This is a genomic window from Salinirubellus salinus, from assembly GCF_025231485.1.
Lineage (GTDB): Archaea > Halobacteriota > Halobacteria > Halobacteriales > Haloarculaceae > Salinirubellus > Salinirubellus salinus.
In genome coordinates, this window is sequence record NZ_CP104003.1 from 3,537,489 (window position 1) to 3,553,682 (window position 16,194).

15 protein-coding genes are annotated in these 16,194 nt (G+C 52.6%); 5 read left to right on the forward strand and 10 right to left on the reverse strand.

Features of this window, described 5'->3' with window-relative positions; translation table 11 throughout:
- Positions 1-2: 2 nt before the first annotated feature.
- Both N0B31_RS18630 and N0B31_RS18635 read right to left on the reverse strand, forming a co-directional pair.
- Positions 3-143 (reverse strand): hypothetical protein, encoded by a 141-nt coding sequence (locus N0B31_RS18630; RefSeq protein WP_260593113.1) that lies wholly within the window; start codon positions 141-143, stop codon positions 3-5.
- Positions 140-733 (reverse strand): site-specific integrase, encoded by a 594-nt coding sequence (locus N0B31_RS18635; RefSeq protein WP_260593114.1) that lies wholly within the window; start codon positions 731-733, stop codon positions 140-142. The genes N0B31_RS18630 and N0B31_RS18635 overlap by 4 nt, the downstream gene beginning before the upstream one ends.
- A 211-nt stretch (positions 734-944) precedes the next feature.
- On the opposite strand from N0B31_RS18635, the gene N0B31_RS18640 reads away from it, so the two are divergent.
- Positions 945-1,973 (forward strand): PD-(D/E)XK nuclease domain-containing protein, encoded by a 1,029-nt coding sequence (locus tag N0B31_RS18640; RefSeq protein WP_260593115.1) that lies wholly within the window; start codon positions 945-947, stop codon positions 1,971-1,973.
- A gap of 143 nt (positions 1,974-2,116) precedes the next feature.
- Here the strand turns inward: N0B31_RS18640 and N0B31_RS18645 are convergent, their stop codons facing one another.
- Positions 2,117-3,040, reverse strand: a complete 924-nt coding sequence (locus N0B31_RS18645) for a hypothetical protein (RefSeq protein WP_260593116.1) — start codon at positions 3,038-3,040, stop codon at positions 2,117-2,119.
- A gap of 458 nt (positions 3,041-3,498) precedes the next feature.
- Between N0B31_RS18645 and N0B31_RS18650 the strand changes: the two genes are divergently transcribed.
- The 3 genes from N0B31_RS18650 to N0B31_RS18660 are packed head-to-tail and all read left to right on the forward strand — an operon-like array spanning position 3,499 to position 9,763.
- Entirely contained in the window at positions 3,499-5,490 is a 1,992-nt protein-coding gene (locus N0B31_RS18650) for a type I restriction-modification system subunit M (protein ID WP_260593117.1), read from the forward strand.
- Complete coding sequence (locus N0B31_RS18655) at positions 5,487-6,803, forward strand: restriction endonuclease subunit S (RefSeq protein WP_260593118.1); 1,317 nt, start codon at positions 5,487-5,489, stop codon at positions 6,801-6,803. Before N0B31_RS18650 ends, N0B31_RS18655 begins: the two co-directional genes overlap by 4 nt.
- Positions 6,800-9,763, forward strand: a complete 2,964-nt coding sequence (locus tag N0B31_RS18660; RefSeq protein ID WP_260593119.1) for a type I restriction endonuclease subunit R — start codon at positions 6,800-6,802, stop codon at positions 9,761-9,763. Before N0B31_RS18655 ends, N0B31_RS18660 begins: the two co-directional genes overlap by 4 nt.
- A 91-nt stretch (positions 9,764-9,854) precedes the next feature.
- On the opposite strand, the gene N0B31_RS18665 is transcribed toward N0B31_RS18660, so the two are convergent.
- From N0B31_RS18665 to N0B31_RS18690, 6 genes are all read right to left on the reverse strand, one after another.
- Positions 9,855-10,145: a hypothetical protein gene (locus tag N0B31_RS18665; protein ID WP_260593120.1), complete on the reverse strand. Its 291-nt coding sequence runs from the start codon at positions 10,143-10,145 to the stop codon at positions 9,855-9,857.
- Complete coding sequence (locus N0B31_RS18670) at positions 10,142-10,291, reverse strand: hypothetical protein (protein ID WP_260593121.1); 150 nt, start codon at positions 10,289-10,291, stop codon at positions 10,142-10,144. Before N0B31_RS18670 ends, N0B31_RS18665 begins: the two co-directional genes overlap by 4 nt.
- A 486-nt stretch (positions 10,292-10,777) precedes the next feature.
- The gene (locus tag N0B31_RS18675) at positions 10,778-11,701 is read right to left on the reverse strand and encodes a hypothetical protein (RefSeq protein WP_260593122.1); all 924 of its coding nucleotides are present in this window, start codon (positions 11,699-11,701) and stop codon (positions 10,778-10,780) included.
- A gap of 399 nt (positions 11,702-12,100) precedes the next feature.
- Entirely contained in the window at positions 12,101-12,637 is a 537-nt protein-coding gene (locus tag N0B31_RS18680) for a hypothetical protein (protein ID WP_260593123.1), read from the reverse strand.
- A 123-nt stretch (positions 12,638-12,760) separates the two neighbouring features.
- Positions 12,761-12,979, reverse strand: coding sequence for a hypothetical protein (locus N0B31_RS18685; protein WP_260593124.1), 219 nt, complete (start codon positions 12,977-12,979; stop codon positions 12,761-12,763).
- Between the two features lie 64 nt (positions 12,980-13,043).
- Positions 13,044-14,003 (reverse strand): tyrosine-type recombinase/integrase, encoded by a 960-nt coding sequence (locus tag N0B31_RS18690; RefSeq protein WP_260593125.1) that lies wholly within the window; start codon positions 14,001-14,003, stop codon positions 13,044-13,046.
- A gap of 461 nt (positions 14,004-14,464) precedes the next feature.
- On the opposite strand from N0B31_RS18690, the gene N0B31_RS18695 reads away from it, so the two are divergent.
- Positions 14,465-14,596 (forward strand): hypothetical protein, encoded by a 132-nt coding sequence (locus tag N0B31_RS18695; protein WP_260593126.1) that lies wholly within the window; start codon positions 14,465-14,467, stop codon positions 14,594-14,596.
- A 481-nt stretch (positions 14,597-15,077) separates the two neighbouring features.
- On the opposite strand, the gene N0B31_RS18700 is transcribed toward N0B31_RS18695, so the two are convergent.
- A complete protein-coding gene (locus N0B31_RS18700; RefSeq protein ID WP_260593127.1) occupies positions 15,078-16,169 on the reverse strand; it encodes an aminopeptidase in 1,092 nt (363 codons plus the stop codon).
- Positions 16,170-16,194 lie beyond the last annotated feature (25 nt).

Here is a 16,194-nt window from a genome sequence, read left to right on the forward strand (position 1 = left end):
CGTCACTCGGACGCAAGCACGCTCGTCTCTTGCAGGCTCCCGTCGCATTCGGGGCAGTCGTCTTCTTCTAACTCCTGAAAAATTACTCCAGAGAACGGGCAGGAGTCGCAGCGGATGCCGACCATGGCCTCGCTCTCCTTCATACTAAACCAGCCTCAGTCATCATTGATATTGCAATCTCGTCGGGTACTCTCCCGATATAGTGGCTGGTGAATACCTGCTCACTATCCCATCCTCCCCAACTCATCACAGTCTGCTTCGCACGGTCTCCAGCAAGCTGGTAGTAAGTGAATGTAGCCCACGTTCTTCGCAAGTCGTGCGCAGTCACGTAGTCCCACTCTTCTTTCTCAGCAGCGAAGTGAGCGGCAGCTTCGTCTACCCAGTTCTGGATGGTCTTCGTAGTGTAACTCAGAATCGGCTCGTCTTGATGAAGGCTCTGCGCAGAAGTGAGAGCGTAGGCTGTTGTCTTGGTCGAAGCGGATACTGGACATTCTCTATGTCCCGTCTTCCCTTCTCGGATTGTCAGCATCCACCCTTCCTGTTCAGTCTCCATTCTGCGGAAGTCTTCTTTTCTAACTTGGATTACTTCATCAGCACGGAGACCGTCGAGGAGAAGCTCCACGGCAAGCTGTCGCTCTAAGTTTTCCGAGTAGTAGTTCTCAATCTGTTCTTGTTCGTCTTGGGAAAGCCAGCAGCGATAGCCAGCTTTCTCGTCGTAGGGTTCTAGTTGCATTCAATTATCCCTAGCTCTAGGTAGGTTCGCTTATTGCTTAAGATTTATGCGAAGACGAAATTCATCTTGCTCTGAGCGCTCAAACCCTACCCTTCAGGGAGGAGAAGTCGGGAAAACAGGGGTGTTTGAGAAGGTCGGTTCGTAGAATAGCCTACTCTCGGAAACACCGCCCTACACCACAATTATGTCTCTCGACCACAACCACAATCTGATGCATAAGCAGCTTTTCTCATTTGAAGAAGGGGGGAGTGAGAACGACAAGGGGACCGAAATTAATGTTAGTCTTTTTGAATTCGATAACGGCATCAGCCTTACAATTTCTCTCGAACACGTAGAAGACGAGTACGGTTCATTTTCAACAAAGTCTGAAGAAGAGATCGAGATTACAGGTTTGACTGAGGAGCAGCTTCATTCGATTCAAAACCTAATTGACGAGTTCCTTGAATCGGTGTCCAGAGCCACTATAATGGAATCTGTCCAAGGAATTGAAGGAGAGTATGTAGAACTAAATAACCTGTCGGGTCGGAATGGAAAGCCACGAGAACGAGATTTTCAGTTTGATGAGTTGCTAGTAAATGTAGGTGAGGTCTCTCTTAGTCTGAGTGGAAAAAAAGAGGACGGAGACTATGAGGGTGTGAAAGTACCTTCCGCTAAGAGACTTGAATCAGTCCCTCAGGATGTGGAAATTCTAAGAACAATCAATAATGTCTTCTATGAATTTCTTATTAACCGCTACTCTGGTGATATCACTGGCTTAGACATTGAACAGCCCGACGACATGGAAGTTGGTGCGGTCAGTCATGTCGAACTGATTTTCGATAGGTTTGGAGAGATATGTGACCAATTGAGGGAGCGAGACCGAGGTCGAGATCCCCTCACTATGGATGATGAATACGATGTTCAGTATCTCCTGCATGGGTTGCTCAGACTCTACTTTGATGATGTTAGAGACGAGACATACCTTTCGAGAGTAGCGACGAAATCACCGCGCATTGATTTCTTACTTGAGGAACACGATATTGGTATTGAGGTTAAACGAGCCTCGGAGACCCGTCCAGTACGACGGCTTCTCACGGAAATTTCAGAGGATAAGGAAGTGTACCGGAAAGACCCCCTCTGTGACACTCTATTAGTATTCATTTACGACCCTGAGCGCACGGAAACGAATCCAGCAGAAGTAGAGAAAGACCTCTCAGAAGCAACGAAGAACCTTACAACACGAGTCAAAGTAACTCGATAGAATCGACACTGCCGACAACGAAATACGAACCAGCCGGTGCGGGTCAGCGTAGATTGGCCACAACGCGGGCACTCCTTACCATTTGGAGGGACGCAAGCAAGATTTCTCGCGCTCGTTCAGAGACATAAGAGTACATCTCCTGATCAGTTTGGAGAACTGGACTCCCGATAGCGCAGTTTCCTCAGCGTCCAATCTAAATCACGCAGTTGATAGGGGTCGTATCCCCGCGTCTCTCCGAAGTGCTGCTGGCACAGTTTCCATTCCCCATCAGGATAGCCATTAGGGGCGGGGAGACCTCGAGATGCTACCGCTGTACACCCTTTTGCCTGACACACCGGCTCTGGGGATTGCTCAGGGAGGACAGTCTCGTCACCTCGGGCAGCATCTTCCACTTCTCTAGCGTAGTCCTCTTGACTAATTGGTGGGTGGTTACGTACGAAGTGGTGAAGGGCGGCGGAATGCTCGTCTGGTATCTGGTCTGGAGCATAAAACCGCCAGTTCGGTTCTGCCATCGGGCCACGTCTGCAATGGAGGCGGTAGTCACGGAGGCGTGATTTCACCACAGCTTCGGCATAAAGAATAGTCTCCTCCTTGTCCACCCAAGTCGTGAGTACCTCGATCTCGCAACCCAATGCCTCTGCGCGGCGAAGCAAACGTTGGCGCTTCATCATGACCGCTTCGCGAGATGCCTCAAATACCGACTGGTAGAAATCGTCGGGGACGGGCAGGAAACAGGGGGGCATCTCGTATTCAGTGACGGACTCTCCCGCTCCCATTTGGATTTCGTATGTACTGTACTCCTCCTCATTTTCTTGTACAATTGGATGCCCAGCCGGAAGCTCGGGGCGTGCCATCCACTCTCCTTCACTCCTGACCGTGGCCTCTGGCTCGACCGTCCCGTCAATGGATAAGCGACCTTCCAATTCGACAGCGGGCGCATTACTGGGCTTGGAGACGAGAACAACATCAATTTCGAATTCAACAGGGTGATCTCGCACTTGATACGCCGTCTCAAACGAGTCAATTTTTGTTCGTCCGTCAAGCCCATCGTCGTTCTTGGTAGACATCGTACAAACAAGTCGGAGATGTGGTAATATAATTGTTTCGGCTATCTGGGGTGAGAACTAATAGAATATGGTTCTCAGACGGGTTTTTGAGAACAATTCTGGGCACATTAAGTTGTTTTGCGTATTATATTTCGAATATTGTCGTCTTCACGTCTCCGCTAGAACTCCCGTCAACGAATATATGTCTGATTTAGAAAGGTTACTTCGAAAGCATATCCGAGCGATTCGTTTGGGTATTGCTACATCTCTCGTGATTTCGGATCCGAGCAATCCTACAACATCGATTCCCCCCAAGCTACGCCGCCGCGAACGGGAATCTGTAGCCGAGACGGGGTGGCTCAGAGCAGGCTTCTGCACAACGGACTATCCGTAGATGCGTCGAGTATCATCAGCTCAGTTTTCGGCTAAACCGAACTCTCCACACCACTTATGAGCCTCTCTTTCCACGTGTGCTGTAGATGGTCGATAACTTCAACGAGAAGGCTGATTTCATTTGGTCTATTGCGGATCTTCTCCGTGGGGATTACAAGCAGTCCGAGTATCAGAAGGTCATCCTCCCGCTGACGGTTCTGCGCCGTCTCGACTGCGTGACCGAGCCGAGCAAAGAAGAAGTGCTGGAGCGATACGAGATGCTCCAAGAGCAGGGTGTAGAGAACGTCGCCCCCTCGCTCAAGCGTGTCTCCGGGCAAGAGGTCTACAACACGAGCGAGTACACGTTCGAATCGCTCTGTAACGACCCGGACCAGATTGCCAGCAACCTCCAGTACTACATCAACTCCTACGACGAGGACACCAAGGAGATTTTCGAGAAGTTCGACTTCGGCCACCAGATCCAGCGCCTCGACGAGGCGGACCTACTCTACAAAGTCGTTCGGAACTTTGCCGAAATCGACCTCCACCCCGACGAAGTGCCGAACGAGGAGATGGGCTACATCTACGAGGAACTCGTTCGGAAGTTCAACGAACTCAGCAACGAGACTGCCGGGGAACACTTCACCCCGCGTGAGGTCATCGAGCTGATGGTGAACCTCATCTTCGACAAAGACGACGAAGTGTTGACCGAAGATGGGGTCGTTCGGACGGTGTACGACCCAGCCTGTGGGACTGGGGGGATGCTCAGTGTCGCAGAAGACCACGTCCGCAGCCTCAACGAGGGCGCGAAACTCCACGCATTCGGGCAGGAACTCAACCCCGAGACATACGCAGTCTGTAACTCGGATATGCTGATTAAGGGGCAGGACCCGGACAACATCGCGTATGGAAACTCGTTCACCGACGATGGATTTCCGAGCCGGACCTTCGACTACATGCTCTCTAATCCACCCTTCGGGGTTTCGTGGAAGAAGGTCAAGGACGAGATAGAGCGTGAACACGACGAGATGGGGTACGCCGGTCGCTTTGGCGCAGGGACCCCGCGAATCGACGATGGTGCATTACTATTCCTCCAACATATGATCGACAAAATGAAAAGTCCAGAGGAGGGCGGGTCACGAATTGCTATCGTGCTCAATGGCTCCCCGCTATTCACAGGAGGTCCTAATAGCGGTGAATCTGGCATTCGGAGATGGATAATTGAGAATGATTGGTTAGAATCGATTATCGGCTTACCTGACCAGCTCTTCTATAATACGGAGATCCACACATACCTTTGGATTATTAACAATAATAAGCCTAAGAATAGACGAGGAGAGGTTCAGCTTGTTGACGCCCGTGATATGTACGAGAAGATGGACGAAGGGTTGGGCAAAAAACGACATAGAATCTCTGACAAGCAGATCTCTAAAATCGTCTCAACAGTCGGGACTCACCAGACGGAAGAACGATCAAAAATATTCTCTAATGAATCGTTCGGCTATCGGCGGATTGTGATCGATAGACCATTACGGATGAGCTTCCGCGCAACTAAAGAGCGTATCAACAGCTTGGATGATGAGCGTGCCTTCACCAATCGTGATGAAGATATACAAGAGAGAGTGAAATCAGCACTTTCGGAAATTGACTCAGACAAGGTATGGATGAACCGGGACGAGTTTATCGACGAAGTAGAATTTCGGTTTAATATGGCGGGTCTTGACGTTCGGAAAAGTGTATATAACGCCGTTGAGAGGTCTCTTGGTGAACGAAATCCGGACGCAGATGTTGTTAGAGATAAGAATGGGAATCCAGAACATGATATCGATCGACGAACTAGAGAAAGAGTTCCACTAGAGCAAGATCCAGAAGAGTACTTTGCAAATGAAGTGAAACCTTATGCAAATAATGCTTGGATCAATGACTCAAAAAAATACTATGATGATGAGGATGGTCAACTGGGAGTTGTAGGATATGAAATAAACTTTGACAGGCATTTTTATCAATATGACTCACCCAGAGATCTTCAGGAGATAGACAGAGAACTCCAAAAGGTGAATCAAGAGATACGGAATTTACTTGATGAGGTGGCCAAGTGACCCCAAGCAGGAAGTTCGGAGAGACAGGGGCGCGTGACGTGACCGAGGTTCGTCTGAACTATGTAACGGAGATAAACCCTTCAAAATCTGAAGTTTCGTCACTACCTGATGAAACTGAGGTGTCATTCATACCGATGGAGGATTTTGGGAGGAGAAATTCAATCAACGGATCAACGACACGTCCGATTAAGGAAGTGTATGATGGCTATACCTATTTTGCAGAAGGAGATGTTGTAATTGCAAAAATAACTCCTTGCTTTGAGAATCAAAAAGGAGCTATTTGCAGGAATCTTACAAACGGAATCGGATTCGGCACAACGGAACTCTATGTCCTGCGTCCCAGCTCTGATCTCGAGCCACGATACCTCTGGTACGTATTGCGATCTAAGCCGTTCATGGATGACGGCGTGGCATCAATGAGAGGGGCAGCGGGTCAACAGCGAGTACCAAGTGAATTTGTAGAGAACTTTTCAATACCTCTCTATGAGCAAGAAACTCAAAGGGCAATTGCCGACTATCTGGATGAGCGGATAACCAAGATAGATACCTTGATTGATAAAAAATCAGAGCTTCTTGACTTGCTCGAAGACAAGAAAGAGTCAATCACTACTGAGTACACAACACGAGGGGTTGACTCCCAAAATACGCTGAAGAGCGTTGAACAAGAGTGGGTGGGGAAAGTACCATCTCATTGGGAAGAAACACGAATTGGAAGTTTGATTGAGGAGGTCAAAAACCCGGTTGATGTAGATGAGTCAGAGGAGTACCAAGAAATTGGGATACGCTCATATGGGAAGGGGATATTCCACAAAGAACCAGTTGAAGGTGAAGATATCGGGGACAAGCGTGTGTTCTGGGTCGAGAATAATGCACTTATCTTTAATATTGTGTTCGCTTGGGAGGGGGCAGTCGCCGTAACTTCAGAGGACGAAGTAGGTATGATTGCATCGCATCGATTTCCGATGTACGTCCCAAAGCAAGATGTATGTTTAGAGTATTTGAAATATTTCTTCACCCATGGATATGGGCAAGGGATCCTTGATTGGAACTCACCGGGTGCAGCGGGACGGAATCGGACCCTAAATAGGAGCGCAATGTTGAACGAACGATTTTGGTTTCCGTCTTTTGAGGAGCAGCAACGAATTGTAGAGTCAATTAGTAGGAAAGTGAATCTTATTGACGAATTATCGGGCAATATTGAAAAATCAATTGAACTTCTGAAGGAGAAAAGAGAGACCCTGATTACTGCAGCAGTCGCGGGGCAGATTGATGTCACAGAAGAGCAAGGTGAGGAACAAGAGTCCTTCGCATGAGCAGTAAGTACGACGAGCAGGCGTTTGAGACCCACATAGAACAGCACCTGCTTGATGGTCAGTACGAGCAGCTCGACTCCGACGAGTTTGATGCCGAGCGGGGACTGTTCCCCGACGTGCTTGTCTCGTTCGTCAAAGACACTCAACCTGATCGCTGGCATCAATTGGAGACTGCCTACAAGGGGAATGCCCGTCAGCGGTTCCTTCAGGAACTTACGAGTGCCCTTGAAAGACAAGGAGCGCTAGAACTCCTACGCCACGGTCTCAAAACCACGGGAACTGTAATCAAACTCGCCTTCTTCCAGCCTAACACCGGAAAGAACCCAGAGATTCAGAAGCAGTACGAAGCCAATCGGCTTGGGGTCACCCGGCAGTTCTACTACTCGGCGACGAAAGAGTCGCCCAGCATCGACCTCGCTTTGAGCGTCAACGGCATTCCTGTGGCGACAGCAGAGCTGAAGAACCCCGCTACTGGTCAGACTGTTGAAAACGCCAAACAGCAGTATAAACAGGACCGAGACCCCGGTGAACCGGTACTCAAATTCAAGCGCGGGTGCTTGGTCCACTTTGCGGTAGACCCGAACGAGGTTGAGTACACCACCGAGATAGACGGCGAAGACACGTACTTCCTCCCGTTCAACAAGGGTCACGACGGGGGTGCGGGAAACCCACCGAACGAGAACGGTCACCGGACAGCGTACCTCTGGGAGGAGGTTTGGGCGAAGGACTCGTGGATGGAAATTCTCCAGCGTTTCATACACATCGACGAGGAGGAGATCCGCAAGGACGGCGTAAAGGTGGAAGAAGAGGAGACGATGATCTTTCCCCGCTACCACCAACTGGAGTGCGTTCGTCAGCTGGTGGCCAGCACGCGTGAAGACGGGGCTGGAGAGGACTACCTTGTCCAGCACTCTACTGGGAGCGGTAAGAGCAAGTCTATCGCGTGGCTGGTCCACCGACTGGTCTCTCTCCACAACGATGCAGACGAAGCTGTGTTCGACGGGGTTGTCGTCGTCACTGACCGAACAGTCCTTGACGAGCAGCTCCGGAACACCATCTACGAACTCGATCACAAGACTGGCGTCGTCCACGCAATCAAGGGAGAGGGACAGTCGAAGTCGAAGGAACTCGCGGAGGCACTCGAAGCTGGGAAGCCAGTCGTCATCACCACTCTCCAGACGTTCCCCTACGTCATCGAGCACACGCAAGGACTACCAGACCGAGACTACGCCGTGGTTGTCGATGAGGCGCACAGTAGCCAGACTGGGGAGATGGCGAAGGAGATGAAGCAGATACTCGCGGGAGAAAACATCGAGGAGGATGACGACTGGGAGGACCTCCTCGCCAAGAGCGCCTCAGCGCGGGGGAAACAGGACAACCTCAGCTTCTTCGCTTTCACCGCGACGCCCAAGGGGAAGACGCTGGAGGCGTTCGGAGATGTCCCCGAGGGTGGAGACAAACCTGAACCGTTCCACGTCTACTCGATGCGACAGGCAATCGAGGAGGGATTCATCCTCGATCCTCTCCAGCACTACACCACCTACGACACGTTCTATAACATCGCCAAGGTCATCGAGGAAGACCCACAGGTGCCGCAAAAGAAGGCTGTCAAGGCGGTCTCGAAGTTCCTCAAGCTTCACCCCCACAACATTTCGCAGAAGGTGGAAATCATCGTCGAACACTTCCGCAATCACACTCAGCACAAGATAGGGGGAAAGGCGAAAGCGATGGTCGTCACGTCCTCGCGGCTCCACGCCGTGCGGTACAAGAAGGCGATAGACAAATACATCGAGGAGAACGGGTACGATATCGGTGCGCTAGTGGCCTTCTCTGGGACGGTTGACGACGATGGCATCGAGTACACAGAACAGGGAATGAACGACGGTATCAAGCAGTCAGAACTGCCCAACAAATTCAGCTCGTCGGACTACCAAGTGCTGGTCGTAGCGGACAAGTACCAGACTGGCTTCGACCAGCCACTCCTCCACACGATGTACGTGGACAAGAAGCTCTCTGGGGTGCAAGCGGTTCAGACCCTTTCCCGTCTCAACAGGACTCATCCGGGGAAAGAGGACACGTTCGTCCTCGACTTCGAGAACGATCAAGAGGACATCTACGACGCTTTCAAGCCCTACTACGAAACAACGACTGTCGAGGAGACGACCGACCCCCAGCACATCTACCAGCTGGAGTCGGAACTCGACGCGATGCAGATGTACAGCCGCGAGCAGGTAGACAAGTTCGCGGAAGCCTTCTTCAGTCCCGATAACCGAGCGACTGAGCAAGCCCATGCGAAATTGAGTAGTCTCGTCCAGCCCGCCCACGACAACTTCATCGTCGCGGATGAGGAGACGCAGGACGAATTCCGGTCGAAGCTTCGCTCATTCCTCCGTCTCTACAAGTTCCAGTCGCAGGTCGTGACCTACGAAGATACTCGGCTCGAGAAGCTGTACACGTTCGGACGGTTCCTCTACAAGGAACTGCCCCGCAAGTCTGGTGAGTCACGGGTCGAGTTCAACGATGAACTGGCACTCCAGTACTATCGGCTAGAGAAGTCTGGTGAGGGGAAAATCGAACTTGGTTCTGGAGGGGGAGAGGTCTCGGTGCCAACGGAGACTGGTACCGGTGGCAAAGACGACGAAGAAGTCGAACTGTCGTCCATCGTCGAGAAAATCAACGAGGCACTTGGGACCGACTTTACCGAGGCTGACCAGCTGTTCCTTGATCAACTGAAAGAAGACGCGCTGGAGGATGACCATCTGCGACGGTCCGCGCAGGTGAATAGCCCCGAGAATTTCGCGCTTGAATTTGACGACACGCTAACCGACATGTTCATCGACAGGATGGACCAGAATCAGGAACTCTTTGCGAAGTTTATGGACAACGACGAGGTGCAACAGGCGATTACGAAACACCTCCGTCGAGAGGTCTACGAGGAGAGCCAGACTGCCGACAGTTGATGAGATTCATTGGGGAGCCGCTGATTACAATATAATTCCGCTCGGTCCGTATCAGGACCCGGTAGCCAGAACAGCTATATCTGTACTTGTGTTACAAGTGCGCTCGCTCAAACGCTTCTTCAGCTTTATTCTGCATATCGTCAGTCATCGACTCAAACATCGCCCGATTATACCAGCGTAAGCAAGCCTCAAAGGTCTCTGCTCCCTCAAGTTCGAGCAACTCGGTGCCATTGATAAAACCAGTACCAAGCCGCTTCTTGCGCTCTATCTGCACGTCTCTGACCATCTTGTGCTTCATCTTACTCATCTCGCTCTCTGATGGAGGCGTAGCACCCTCATAGGCAATCTCCGCTGAGGTCGGCATCGCATCAAAAGTCGTCATTGCTTGTCACCCCGGATCTTAGCAGCCTGTTCCTCCAACTTCTCTGCCTGCTCTCGCAATCTCTCCGCTCCATCTTCCAATTCGTCAGCAACCGAATCATCGCGAAATGAGAGAGCAAATCCATCATCCAGTGGCTCGGTACGCATTACGTACCACCTCCAATCCGGGCGAGCAGCTTGAGTGCGTAAATCGCGTCATCAACGTTGAAATCCCTGAATTGAGTGTTGGTCAGTTGCTCACGTGCCCCTTCGAGCTTTTCAGCGACTCTTGATGCATCCTCTGGAGTCTCGCACAAGTCTGCAAACCGCCAGTACAGTTGCTCAGAGCGAGGAGTGATCCAATTCACCGACTGTTCCACATCGTGCTTCCGTGATTGGAAGCTGCAGTTACATCCTGTCATCGTTATCTAAAGGTTGATTACTATCTACACACTCGTAGGAAAAAATAACTTAAATATTTGTCGGCTATATGGGTCGAGAATTGGTCGTACGCACGTATATGGGGTGTCAAAATACGCAGAAACGCAATAAAAGCTACAAATTCGTAGCTCTCGCTCACTCAGCTGTTAGTTCCGTAGTAAGCGTCAACCCGACCAGCAAACACGATAAAATCGAGTTAAAACAGTCCACGAATCAAACCGGTGCTTCGTGGTTCTCTCTCCAGTTTGATTGGACATACTCCCGTAAGTCGTCATCCAGTAGACCCGCGTCATCGTAAGCCCGTAGGACACGCGTAGCCGTCTGATAACCTGCAAAATCATACGTGCTGACAACAGTCACGATCTTGCCAACGTCCTCCTGAACTTCAGTGCGCACCGGCTTGTCAATCAAGTTGTTTGACCCGATTTCTAGGCTGACACCAAGGTTGTCCTTGATTGACGACCCAAATTCTTCCTCGTACTTCCGACGGGCAGTAGCCTCCGAATCCTTCGAATTTTCCCCTATTGTATATCGCGCTCGGTGGTCGTTCTGCTGGATACCAGTTTCCACAACTGCATTAAGAAGGTCGTCTTCATCCACTATTTGATTAGTCTCGTACTTGATGTACTCCCGAGCGTACCGTCCGATAGTAGACCGCCCATAGCCAGCGATTTTGTACGCTTGCTCCACCGAGTCGCGGTCTGAAGTCTCCCAGAACCGGAGAATTCCAGTAATGAGGTCGTCCGCATCATAGGGAGATGCCCCACGACCAGACGCAGCTTCTAACGCTTCTTGACTCCAGTTGTCGGGATTGACTTCTACATCATCTTGCTCAAGATGGTCAGCAAGCTCAATGGTCTCCTCCGACCAGCTTTCAGATTGGGATGGAGAGGCATCCGCAGGAGGGTTAACAGTGTGTGTTGTATTTTCAGGTACACCCATCATCTCCGCGACCCACGAGTGGATATCGTCAACTTGGGATTCCATCGACCCGTCTGGATTGTACGACTGGACGATGCGGTCTAAGACCAAACCCTTCTTTTTTGACGTTCCATACCACTCTTCCTGCAATTCTTCTAAGATACGATTCGTTTCCGCGTCAACCGGTACGTTGACTGTCGTTTTCTCGTCTGACATGTCCAATTTGGCTCAGGAAATAGCACTATAAATAGTCTTTGGCAACTCGTATGTTTTATCTTATATATTATAAATAATAAATGTTAGTTAGTAAGTAGTGTATGTGTATATTGGTAATAGCAACAACCAATCAGCCTGTGTCAACCAACTCTAAACTTCTGCCAGAAGCCGTCTGTAACAGTATCTTGTTCAGCCGTGGTCCCCCCCGATGACAGACCACCGTCTAAATCAGAAACAAACACACACTCTCGTACTGGCTGTGCGGGGCTTATCCTTCTCGGCTGTTACTCATCCCGGTCAGCGGCAATCCTAACATCATAGAACCGAGGATTGGCTTCCAGTCGCTCCTCAGCTTTCTCCCAGTCGATATCCTGCTCAGATAGACATTGCAGCTTGGTCTCAATCGTCTTGTCGTCCATTGGAAGTCAGGACTGCCATCTCGACGTTCCGTCCCTCCACCTCTCCATCCAATAACTCAACAAGCCGCTCAATGCGAGTATGCGCAAGCTTGGCTCCGTCGTTGTTCGTTTCAACTCGCTCAGTGATCTCTCGCATCTTCTCCGGTAACGTCTGATTGATGTATTCCTTCACCTCTTCTAATTTTTCCTCATGCTCGCTTACCTGTTCGCTTAGGTCCTCTACCGCCAATTCTAATTCCTCAACCCGTTCGTTTCCAATGGAGAAGCGGGCTTGGCCACTCTCGGTCAGGGTGTAGTGGGCGACCTCGTTCCCATTGACCTCTCTACTGTATTCCTCGACTAGCCCTGTTTCTAACAGATGCTCGTTGACGGCGTGCCGGACTTGGTGCTTCTCTAAGCTCTGGACTCCGGCGTTACCCGAGGCGTCTGCTATCTGTTTTAGAGATGCTGGTCGGGGGTACTGACTGATTGTCTGCAGTACTCTATCGGCGTTGACACTGATTTTCTGTTGGCTCATACTCTGTACTACGTGTTTTCTGTTGCAAAGGGCTGTACCTGCGAGGGAGTGTCTGCACGCTCCGACTGCTGTCCTTGGGGGACTGCCAGCGATGCCGATTCCCGAGGAGGGGTGCAGAATGGATTACTCCTGCTCGACCCGCACCTTGATCTCCTGCTCATCTTCCTTTTGAGTGGACCCCCCGAAAGTCCCCAACACGAAGGCGAGTCCAAGGACTCCATACATCAATATATCTGTCATCAGTAAGTCAGCCAGCCAAGCGTAATCCATGCTCCAGTACAGGATGGCGATGTACACGATAGCAGCTCCAATAGCCGTCTTAATCCCGTCTGCTGCTCCCATACCTACCAAGACGGCAGAAGATCAGATAATCATACTTTAGACGACTCTGAAGATATCAACCCAGTCAGTCAGTGAAGAACTGCCTTCGCTGCTCCATCTTCGTTCGCTCATCTCTCCCATCATAGTGCTTCTCAAGAATCCGCTCAGACACCTGCGCTCTATCTGAAACCACCTCTTTGGGTTTATCTGACTCCAGCCAGTGAGTGATAGCTCCTCTCCTCCACGCATGCGCTCCTACGCTGTTCTCACATTCGTATTTGTAGTTCGTATTTTTCCCGCAGTCACACTCAGCGTAGAACTCCGGGCAAGTCACCCTGTATGACCACTTTCTGATAGTATTGGCTGCAATCCTACCGTTAGGTGTAGTCAACAAGGGATGACGACCGTGTTCATCCTGCGTGTCCAAGCGGTTCTCAGCGATGTAATCATCCAAGACAACACAGGTAGGGGATGAGAGGGAGACGAGCCGCTGTCCATTGTCTGCGTTCTTGAGAGGGGTAGAGTATTCAGGGCGGTGATGAAATTCGATATACTGCTGTTCAGCGTTGTAGTCTTCCACATCAAGCCCTCTAACCGCTCCAGTGCGAGCGGCAGTCTCCCAAAAAATCTGAAACAAAGCATGTTCCTTCGAAGCGTAGCGGAACTTGTCCAACTGATTCAGAATCTGCTCTGCTTTCTCTCTGGGAACGATATCATCTCGAACGTTCTCAGAGTCCGTCAGCGTGGGAGATTCAGCAACCTCATGGACTCCTTCCTCGGCAAAATCCAGCTTCTCAATATACCGGAGGCAGGCTCTCAGCGTGTCAGTATTGGCTTTGTAGGTGGTCTTAGCCAAGTCTTGCTTTCGGTGTTGGAGGAAGTCGTGAACGTCTTTTTTCGAGACGTTCTCAATCTCTTCGAGTCCGTTTTCCTCACACCACTCAACGAAGAAGCGGAGGCGGTATTCGTAAGCCTCGATGGTCTGTTGGCTAAGCTCTGAGCTTCGGTGTTCTACGTAAATCTGGATGGCGTTCTCTATTTTCATGGTCTCGGGTTCAGGTGTATTCGATTGTTGCCTGAATCACGAGATTTCGAACAGTTCGGGTGGGTGAGACCCTCTTTGAGTGGCGTTCGAATCCCACCGTGCTCGCTTCTGCGAGCGCCAGCGAGCAGAGCGAGCTACGGGACCCGAACCACGCGAGACGAGCGAAGCGAGTCTCGCCTCGGGTGAGAATCCCACCACGCTCGTCGGTCACTCGGTTCGCTCCTCGCACGGTGTCCCTCGCGAAGCCCGCGGCTTCGCTCGGTCCCACCGTGCTCGTCATCTCCGAGCGATAGCGAGACGGGTCCACGTGGCGCCGAGGCTCACGCTCGTCCAGCTGTCGGTGCAGAGATGGACGTTCGTGCTGTGGATTCGATATTGCCCAATTGCTCTAGATACTCGAAAGCGTATTAGGTGCATAGTAGACAAACGTTATGCGTCGAAACGCGGACGTTCGTACTGTGATGGCCGCAGCGAACAATCCGTCCGTCCGGTCCGCGAGCTACGCCCCCTGTTACGACTGCAACGAAGGCACCGTCGTCTGGGACCACGAGTCCCAGACGAGCCGGTGCCGCGAGTGTGGGAGCGACCTGTAGCCCGCCAGCATCGCCCGAAGAGGTCCACAGCGCCGTCGACGGTCTCCCGACCGTCTCTCTGTCTCGCAGCGTCGGCACGCCCACAGCCACGGCTCACTCGGCCGGCACGTGGGATTCCAGAAATAATCCGTCAGAGTATCTGTTCGTCTACCGAATCTGGTTGTTGATGTGGTATTGGATACTGAAATCCGTATAAGGTTGATTACAGGGAAGACTTATTACTCCGGGTCGACCAGACGTGAGTGTAATGTTCACGAGGAACGGTCCGACGGTCGCACCGGCCCGCGCGTTCGGGTCCGGCACCGGACGGGCGCCGACACGGGGGTGGTCCGCTGGAGACGGCTGAGCGACCCATGGCTCGAAGACCTGCGTGTGCTGCAGGCGACGCGGTCGCTCTCTGGCGTGGCTCCGTCGCCGCTCTCGTCCCACCTCGGGACGCCTGCTCTCTGTCGAAACCTGCCCGTCGAGAGACGTCGCGGGCCTACGCTTCGAAGCCCTCTTCGAAGCGGAACGTGCCGTTCCGCTGGACGACCTCGCCGTCGACCTCGATGTAGGAGTCCTCGCTCATGTCGACGATCATGTCGACGTGCTGGGCCGACTGGTTCGCCTCGTTGCCCTCGCCGACCGCGTCGTCGTAGGCCCGCCCCACCGCCATGTGGACGGTGTCGCCCATCTTCTCGTCGAACAGCATGTTGTAGGTGAACCGGTCGATGTCGCGGTTCATCCCGATGCCGAGCTCGCCCAGCCGGCGGGCGCCCTCGTCGGTGTCGAGGATGCCCGTCAGGACCGCCTCGTTCTTCTCGGCCGAGTGCTCGACGACGACGCCGTCCTCGAAGACGAGGCGGGCGCCGAGGATCTCGTGGCCCTGCTGGTAGACCGGCTTGTCGAACAGCACCTCGCCCTCGACGCTCTCGGGGACGGGGGTCGTGAACACCTCGCCGCCGGGGAGGTTGTGCTCGCCGTAGTCGTTCAGACAGGGGTTCCCCGCGACGGACATCGTGACGTCCGTGGTGTCGCCGCTGACGATGCGGACCTCGTCTGCGGGGTCGAGAATCTCCACCATCTGTTCCTGGTGCTCGCGCACCGCGTCCCAGTCCTTGTTGATGGCGTCCCAGACGAAGTTCTCGTAGCCCTCGCTGGAGAGTTCGGCGAGCTGGGCCTGCGCGGGCGACGGGAACTGCGTGACGCACCAGCGCTTCGAGAGGCGGGTCGACTGTACCGGCTGGTGGGCCTTGCTCCGGGCGGCCATCGTCTCGCTGTCCACGTCGCTCGTCTCCGTCGCGTTCTGGTTCGACCGGACGGCGATGTCCACGTCCGTCTCCTCGTACATGGCGAGTTCGTGGGTGGGCGTCTCGAAGTCCTCGGGGTCGCTCGCTCGGAGGTACGCCCGGCCGGCCCGGGCCGAGGAACCGACGTAGAGGGGGTTCGCCCCCCGGTCGCCGATGACCTCGTGGAGGGCGACGACGAGGTCCTCGGCGTGTGCGGGCGCGGTGATGAGCACGTTGTCGCCGGCCTGCACGTCGGTGGAGTGGTCGACGAGTATCTCCGCCTGTTCGCGGATGCGTGGGTCCATGTCCCGACGGTCGGTGAGCGACCGG